7 protein-coding genes are annotated in these 7,978 nt (G+C 40.3%); 3 read left to right on the top strand and 4 right to left on the bottom strand.

The genetic code is table 11. The features are described 5' to 3' along the window. Nucleotides 1–119: 119 nt before the first annotated feature. The 4 genes from EXN75_RS16575 to EXN75_RS16590 all read right to left on the bottom strand — a co-directional run bounded on the left by EXN75_RS16575 (nt 120) and on the right by EXN75_RS16590 (nt 3,684). The gene (locus EXN75_RS16575; protein ID WP_134844658.1) at nt 120–1,013 is read right to left on the bottom strand and encodes a tetratricopeptide repeat protein; all 894 of its coding nucleotides are present in this window, start codon (nt 1,011–1,013) and stop codon (nt 120–122) included. 104 nt (nt 1,014–1,117) lie between these two features. Then, a complete protein-coding gene (gene rnc / locus EXN75_RS16580) occupies nt 1,118–2,173 on the bottom strand; it encodes a ribonuclease III (protein ID WP_134844659.1) in 1,056 nt (351 codons plus the stop codon). Next, nucleotides 2,163–3,425, bottom strand: a complete 1,263-nt coding sequence (gene fabF, locus EXN75_RS16585; RefSeq protein ID WP_022109716.1) for a beta-ketoacyl-ACP synthase II — start codon at nt 3,423–3,425, stop codon at nt 2,163–2,165. Before fabF ends, rnc begins: the two co-directional genes overlap by 11 nt. Before the next feature lie 22 nt (nt 3,426–3,447). Next, a complete protein-coding gene (locus EXN75_RS16590) occupies nt 3,448–3,684 on the bottom strand; it encodes an acyl carrier protein (protein ID WP_006848240.1) in 237 nt (78 codons plus the stop codon). Between the two features lie 226 nt (nt 3,685–3,910). Between EXN75_RS16590 and EXN75_RS16595 the strand changes: the two genes are divergently transcribed. From EXN75_RS16595 to nadA, 3 genes are all read left to right on the top strand, one after another. Beyond that, complete coding sequence (locus tag EXN75_RS16595; RefSeq protein ID WP_022109715.1) at nt 3,911–4,516, top strand: DUF4254 domain-containing protein; 606 nt, start codon at nt 3,911–3,913, stop codon at nt 4,514–4,516. Nucleotides 4,517–4,635: 119 nt separating this feature from the next. Beyond that, nucleotides 4,636–5,709, top strand: coding sequence for a glycosyltransferase family 9 protein (locus tag EXN75_RS16600; protein WP_134844660.1), 1,074 nt, complete (start codon nt 4,636–4,638; stop codon nt 5,707–5,709). Between the two features lie 548 nt (nt 5,710–6,257). After that, entirely contained in the window at nt 6,258–7,250 is a 993-nt protein-coding gene (gene nadA, locus EXN75_RS16605; protein ID WP_022109713.1) for a quinolinate synthase NadA, read from the top strand. Nucleotides 7,251–7,978 lie beyond the last annotated feature (728 nt).

Genomic DNA, 7,978 nt, shown 5'->3' on the forward strand with positions numbered 1-7,978 from the left:
TTTTGCTTGTCTTCTTTTCGCAACACTAAGGTAAGTGAAAATTCTGACATGGCAAAATCCTGGGCAACTTTTTGTTGCTCAGGCACTTATAAATAATGTTAAACTATAGTGTTGCGGAATTAAGGTTCAAAACTTTGCTTCAGGCAAGAATAAGCAGAATCCTTTTTACCTACAGCCAAATAGTACGAACCTCGTTCATAAAGAATATAGGCATAAGCATCCTTCCAGTTATCATTTCCATGATAATTGGTCGATAAGTAAGCTTTAAAAGCTTCTTCAGCTTCTTTTAGCATTTTCATTTTTAAATAATACTCAAAATTACATCCAAAAGCAATATTAGCTTCTTTCAGAGCGCCTATTTGCTTGAATAATTTAGCAGCTTGGTTATTTATGATAATAGCGGAATCCAACTTATTCTGATTTGCATAAATAGCTTGCTTATTTTCGTAATATCTAATAGCATTTAAAGTATCTTTTGCTAAATAAGCATATTTCACAGCTTTGTCTAAAGAAGCTAATTCTTGATGAGGTAGATGTTGTTTCGCAAATAAAAATCCCATTTGACTATACACTCTACATAGCGTTGCATAATCGCAATCCTGGGCTGCAGTATCAGCCTGCTCCGTTGCTTTATTATAATACTCCAATGCCATTGGTGCCTCATGCATATCCCTATATACGCACCCCAAAATGTAATATGCCAACATCTTGTCATTAGCAGTTCCATGATGCTCATAATAATCTACAACAGCCAGCATAGTACTATCTGAAGTAAAATCTATATATGCCTTATTCATTGCCTTATGATAAAGTAAATCATAACGCATCCTTTGAGCTTTAGTAAATTTCGACCATTCAGGTTTTAAAGCATCCAGCATTTTTATAGCTATCTGGGCAGAATCGTCTGCTATATCCATGATACTGTCAGCCTTACTCAGCTGTTGATCATAGGCTTTATTACCAGTACACGATAATAGCATTGATAATAAAATTAAAATAATACTTCTTTCCATAACATTTATATATTTCTGCACCAAAGATACATGTAATATAAAGCCTCAGATAAAATGCTTCCATTTTCATCTGAGGCTTTATCAATATATTCTTCTTTCCTGCCCTACTCCTCTGCAAATGCAGCGGCTTCGGCTGCAGCGATGATGTCCTCACGGCTCTGTATCTTAGGCTGTGCGGAAATATCGCTCAAATCAAATTCATCTTCTTCCTGAGAATCGGTTGTCTCGACAGTATTTACCTTCTTGACAGCCCTATCCTCGAAAACCTCTTCCTTGAAGACATTCTCATGCTTCTCCGGTTCTTTAGTTTCCGTATTCTGAGAGATAATGAAGTCGTCCTTCACCTCAGTATCAGGAACATTCTCCACAGGTTCCTCTTCCATCTTGGTTCTGTTAGCCTTGGCAGAGAATACAGCATCTATAAACTGCGGTTCCTTGCGCAATCGCTCCAGGGTAAGCTTACAAGCAGCCTGCTGGCTTTCCTTCTTGGAATATCCAGTGCCCTTGTCACCCTCTATGCCTTCTATCGTCACCAGGAAAGTAAACATAGGGTTTCCATTACCATCCTTCTTCTGGTCGCATAATACAAACTCAATGTTCACGCGGTTCTTCTGGCTCCATTCGATAAGCTTACTCTTGAAGTTGACCTCCTTATAAGCCACCTTATCGATGTTAATCATTTTTGCCAGAATGCGCTGCTTCATGAATTTCATGCAGGCATCATAACCACGGTCCAAATAGATGGCACCCACCAAAGCTTCGAAAGCATTTCCTCCCATATAGCTGTTATGAGAAGAACTGTGTCCGTTAGATAAAACAAGTTGGTTGACTCCCATCTCCTGGGCTAATTTATTGAGCGTATCACGCTGTACCAATTTACTTCTTGTATTGGTAAGGAATCCCTCACGCTTTCCAGGGAAATGTTGATATACGATATCGCCCACAACAGCATCCAGCACGGCATCTCCCAAGAATTCCAATCGTTCATTGTTGACAGGCTTTCCCTTGGAATTGCGGTGCATAATGCTCTTATGCATCAGCGCCATCTTATAATAACTGATATTGTGAGGATAGAAACCAAGAATCTGGTACAAAGAAAAATAAAGCTCTTTGTCCTTGCGGAAAGAGAGCTTTATTCTATCTATTAAATTATTCAGCATACTTCTTGAATACTACACAACAGTTGTGACCACCGAATCCGAATGTATTGCTCAATGCAGCACGAACCTCACGCTTCTGAGCTTTGTTGAAGGTGAAATTCAAGTTGTAGTCGAGCTCAGGATCATTATCACCCTCTTCGTGGTTGATAGTAGGAGGAACGATATCGTTCTTCACACTAAGAACACAAGCCATAGCCTCTACTGCACCAGCAGCACCGAGGAGGTGACCAGTCATTGATTTGGTAGAACTGATGTTGAGCTTGTAAGCAGCATCACCGAAGACAGCCTTGATAGCCTTAGCCTCTGAGATATCACCTACGTGAGTAGATGTACCGTGAACATTGATATAATCAATATCCTCTGGCTTCAGATTGGCATCAGCAAGTGCACGCTCCATAACGAGCTTAGCACCAAGACCTTCTGGATGAGAAGCTGTGATGTGATAAGCATCAGCACTCTCGCCCTCACCCACCATCTCAGCATAAATCTTCGCACCACGAGCCTTAGCGTGCTCCAGTTCCTCGAGAATCAAGCAACCAGCACCCTCGCCCATGATAAATCCATCACGGCTTGCGCTGAATGGACGTGAAGCATGCTCTGGGTCATCATTACGTGTTGACAATGCGTGCATAGCATTGAAACCGCCTACACCACATGCACAGATAGCAGCCTCGGCACCACCGCTCACGATGATGTTTGCCTTGCCCAAACGAATCAGGTTGAAGGCATCAGCCAAAGCATTGCTTGAAGATGCACATGCAGATGTAGTAGTGTAGTTTGGTCCGTGGAATCCGAAGTGGATTGAAATCTGACCAGAAGCGATATCTGCAATCATCTTAGGGATGAAGAATGGATTGAACTTAGGACCGTTCTCCTCATGAGTACCAAAGTACTTCACCTCATCCTCGAATGTCTTGATACCACCGATACCTACACCAAATACAACACCAACATTGTTTAAGTCTTCCTTCTCAAGATCGATATTAGCATCCTTTACACCCTGCATAGCTGCAATCATAGCCAACTGAGTATAACGGTCAAGCTTGCGAGCCTCCTTACGGTCAATCCAATCATTGATGTTCAGGTTTTTAACCTCGCAAGCAAACTTGGTCTTGAAAAGGGTTGTATCGAAATGAGTAATAGGTGCAGCACCGCTCTTACCAGCTAAAAGGCTCTCCCAAGTCTCCTCAGGAGTATTACCAACTGGAGTCACAGCACCGAGACCTGTTACAACAACTCTCTTTAATTCCATTTAGTATAAATTAGTTGCTAAATTACTTAGCGTTCTCCTCGATGTAAGAGATAGCGTCACCTACAGTAGCAATCTTCTCAGCCTTATCGTCTGGGATAGAGATAGAGAACTCCTTCTCGAACTCCATAATCAACTCTACTGTATCCAAAGAATCTGCACCGAGATCGTTTGTGAAGCTTGCCTCTGGCTTAACTTCTGCCTCATCAACACCGAGTTTATCAACGATAATTGCCTTTACTTTGCTTTCAATTTCTGACATAATTTTAACTTTTAAAATGTTTATAAATCGATTTCTAATTAAAAATTCGAGTGCAAAGGAACACTTTTTTTTTGATATAAGCAAACTTTTTAAGGAAAAAAGTGCATATTGGTGCACAAATACCCCTAATTTGTGCATGAAAATCTGCTTTTTTCTGATTTTTAGTTGGTTATTTGCAATATTTTAGTTACTTTTGTGCACAAGTTGAACTAATAATTAAAGCGATATGGCATTTACAGAAAAAGCAAATAAGATTTTCAATCAGGCTATTAACGATTATCACGTGAAAGATAATATTGATACTCCTATCAATAACCCTTTTGAAGAGGGTAGTATTGAGAACCGACTTTACTTGAAATGTTGGATAGATACCGTTCAGTGGCATTTCGAAGATATCATCCGCGATCCACAGATTGACCCTGCTGAAGCGCTGCTCTTGAAGCGCCGCATCGACAAGAGTAACCAGGATCGTACTGATCTCGTGGAACAAATCGACTCTTATTTCCGTGAAGTTTATAAAGACGTGAAGGTACAGGATGATGCTCGCATCAATACGGAAAGTCCTGCATGGGCTGTTGACCGACTGAGCATCCTTGCCCTCAAAATCTATCACATGAAGGAGCAGGTGGAGCGCCCTGAGGCTTCTGCCGAGCATAAGGCTAAGTGCCAGGCTAAACTTGATGTACTCCTGGAGCAGCAGGTGGATCTGAGCACAGCTATCGACCAGCTTCTGGAAGATATCGAGGCTGGACGTAAGTACATGAAGGTGTATCGACAGATGAAGATGTACAACGACCCTTCTACAAACCCTGTACTTTACAACCAGAAATAGTCATTCTTTCAAAGACAACACAAATAACCCTAACCGGAAAGAATATGAGATGAAAGTTTCTATGATGTTCATTCTTCTCATATTCTTTCCTATACATTATTATATATAGAAGTAAAAGAATGAAAACTGAGCATATCCTTGTCATCAGATTCTCAGCCATGGGAGATGTTGCCATGACTGTACCAGTAGTATATTCTTTGGCCAAACAATATCCTCACGTAAGAATCACCGTACTCAGTCGCCCCTTTGCCAGACCATTCTTCACAGATCTTGCACCCAACATAGGATTTATGGAGGCTGACATCAAAGGAGAATATAAAGGTATCAAAGGCTTGAATGCTCTCTACCGACGCCTCGTCGCTAAACAGTTTACGGCTATTGCCGACCTGCATAGTGTTCTTCGTTCGGATTACTTACGCATGAGATTCAATCTGGATAACTTTAAAGTTGCCCATATCGACAAGCATCGCAAGGGAAAGAGAAAACTCATAGCTGCCAACAACAAACAGTTTGTGCAGCAACCTACTTCTTTCCAAAACTATGCTGATGTCTTTGCACGCTTAGGTTATCCTGTAGATCTGGACTTCACTTCCATCTATGGAGAAGGAAAAGGGGATTTGACTTCTCTTCCTGAACAGATATTCACAGACCAGAAAGGAATTATCCACAAACCTGGGGAAAATGCGGCACCATGGATCGGTATTGCTCCTTTTGCTGCGCACAAGGGAAAGATTTATCCTACGGAAAAGATGGAAACAGTTATCCAGCAACTTATCCACAGTTATCCACAAGCCCGTTTATATCTTTTCGGAGGCGGAAAAGACGAAACTCCTATCATGAATGAATGGGCTGGGAAATATCCACAAGTTATCAATGCTTCTGCACAACTCAGCGGTTTATCACAGGAACTCAACCTGATGAGCCATCTGGATGTCATGCTCAGCATGGATAGTGGAAATATGCACTTGGCTTCCTTGGTTCACACACCTGTAGTCAGCGTTTGGGGTGCTACACATCCTTACGCAGGCTTTATGGGATGGAATCAGAATATCCTCCATGCCGTGCAAATCGACCTGCCTTGCCGTCCTTGCAGCATCTATGGTAACAAGCCTTGCATGAGAGGTGACTATGCCTGCTTGAACAATATTGAGCCAGAGATGATTGTAGAACGCATCAAAAAGTTGCTAAAGTAACTGATAAACTATAAAAATATATAGAGGATGTGCCATAAGTCACACACTCTACACCCTGTAAAGTCCCACAGATATTACAGAATTACACATGGTTTCAAATAGATCTGTGTAAATCAGTGAAATCTGTGGGACTATCTGTTTTTAGACTTCTCTCCGTTTTCCACAAATCCGTGGAAAAGTGTATGTATAACCATCTTAATAACTCTGTAATAACTTTGTGGAAATCCACACATACCCGTCTCAGACTTATGAAATGCGGATATCCACAGGGTTATTATTTAGTTTTTAGGAAGTTTTTCACGATTTTTGACCGAAAAAAGATATAAACTTATTAACTTTGCACCGAATTGGGGAAATGTTAATAAGTCATTTAAAACATTATGAGCCAACAAGAACGTAGGAGAATAAGTTTTTAATAAGTAGGGAAAAGACTTGGATAACTAAATATGCAAACTTTCTGAGCATTTTTTATCCACTTATCCACGGCATATCATAATCCCTATATTTTTTTCTTTTAAATTTAAAAATAGAAATATAATATTAATGTTATGGTGAAAAAAGAATGGATTGAAAAAGGATACGTTGACGAACCTGTTGACGAGACCTTGGATTTGAAAGCTGAAATCAGACAGCTTTGCAAAGAGAAGGATGCTATTATTCTGGCTCACTACTATACGGTGGGGGATATCCAGGATATCGCAGACTTTGTGGGCGACAGTTTGGCCTTGGCTCGCAAGGCTGCTGAAACGGATGCCAAGGTGATGGTGATGTGTGGTGTACACTTCATGGCTGAAACTTGCAAACTCCTGAGTCCTGACAAGACGGTTTTGTGTCCTGATCTGAATGCGGGTTGTTCACTTGCCGACAGCTGCAAGGCTGAGGATTTGAAAAAGTATAAGGAAGAGCATCCTGGATACAAGGTGGTAAGTTATGTGAATACGACTGCTGCCGTGAAAGCTCTGACCGATTGTGTGGTTACCAGCGGTAATGCCAAGAAGGTGATTGACAGCTTCCCACAGGACGAAAAAATCATCTTTGGACCAGATTATAACCTCGGCAACTATATCAACAGCGTGACGGGCAGAAATATGCTCCTCTGGAATGGTGGATGCCATGTGCATGAGAAATTCTCTGTTGAGGCCATCGTAAAGCTCAAGAAAGAGCATCCTGAGGCTGTGGTGATGGCTCACCTGGAGTGTAAGGCTCCGGTATTGGCTGTGGCTGATGTGAAGGGTTCTACGGCTACTATGCTCAACTATGCCAAGGAGCATCCTGAAATCAAGGAATATATCATCGCTACAGAGGCTGGTATTCTGCACGAACTGGAGCGCAACTGTCCGCAGGTAACATTCTATCCTGTTCCTCCTGAGGTAAGTGAAGGTGGAGTAGGGTGTAGCTGCAATGAGTGTGAATATATGAAGATGAATACACTCCAGAAGATTTATAATGCCTTGAAATATGGTTGGCCTACTGTTGAAGTGGAAGAAAATATTGCAAAAGAGGCTGTAAAGCCGATTGAGAAAATGCTTTCTTTATCATAAAATACGTGTAAATTCATATAGGATATTTGTAAAATCACAATAAAAAGGTGGCTAAAAAGAGTAAAAAGGTGGTAAAAACTGTTTGAATTAGGTGTAAAATCAGATTTTACCCTATAAAAATTGATATTTGCGACTGCTTACATGAAAAAGGCAGTATCTTTGCATCAGTTAAATCAAACAGACGTTGAGAAACGTTATCATCATCTTTTACTTATACAAAATATATTAGGAAAATTAAGCAAAAATTGAGCTCTCATAGTGATGAGAGCTCATTTTTTTTGTGCCTTTTTAATGGATATGAACTTATAGAAAAGATGTTTTATCTCTTATATAAAAAAGTATCTTGTCTATAAGAAAAAAAAGCTTTCTTAGATAAAATGTGCATTCAGTGACGTTGAATGTCCATTCAAAGACGTTGAACGGACATTCAACGTCTTTGAACCGCCGTTCAACGACGCTGAACGGAGATTTCTATTAGACGCAAGAACATTTTCTATTAGGAAGTATGTAAATACTAATCAGGAATAAGATAGATCCAGAAGTTTGTCTTGTCCTAGAAAAAGTTGACACAGTATAAATCAACTTAAAAATAATAAATATTGACAAAGACAAAATGGATTTAGCGTTGAGCATAGCTCGCAGTTATTATCAGTATCATGTACCAGTTAGAGAAATTATGGCAAAAATGTCAATTAGCAGTACTTCAGTTTACAGAATTCTTGGTAACT

This window comes from Segatella hominis (assembly GCF_004535825.1).
GTDB classification, from domain to species: Bacteria; Bacteroidota; Bacteroidia; order Bacteroidales; family Bacteroidaceae; genus Prevotella; species Prevotella hominis.

Coding starts and splice junctions, on each gene's coding strand:
- EXN75_RS16575 (WP_134844658.1), bottom strand. CDS start 1,013: ATGGAAAGAAGTATTATTTTAATTTTATTATCAATGCTATTATCGTGT.
- rnc (WP_134844659.1), bottom strand. CDS start 2,173: ATGCTGAATAATTTAATAGATAGAATAAAGCTCTCTTTCCGCAAGGAC.
- fabF (WP_022109716.1), bottom strand. CDS start 3,425: ATGGAATTAAAGAGAGTTGTTGTAACAGGTCTCGGTGCTGTGACTCCA.
- EXN75_RS16590 (WP_006848240.1), bottom strand. CDS start 3,684: ATGTCAGAAATTGAAAGCAAAGTAAAGGCAATTATCGTTGATAAACTC.
- EXN75_RS16595 (WP_022109715.1), top strand. CDS start 3,911: ATGGCATTTACAGAAAAAGCAAATAAGATTTTCAATCAGGCTATTAAC.
- EXN75_RS16600 (WP_134844660.1), top strand. CDS start 4,636: ATGAAAACTGAGCATATCCTTGTCATCAGATTCTCAGCCATGGGAGAT.
- nadA (WP_022109713.1), top strand. CDS start 6,258: ATGGTGAAAAAAGAATGGATTGAAAAAGGATACGTTGACGAACCTGTT.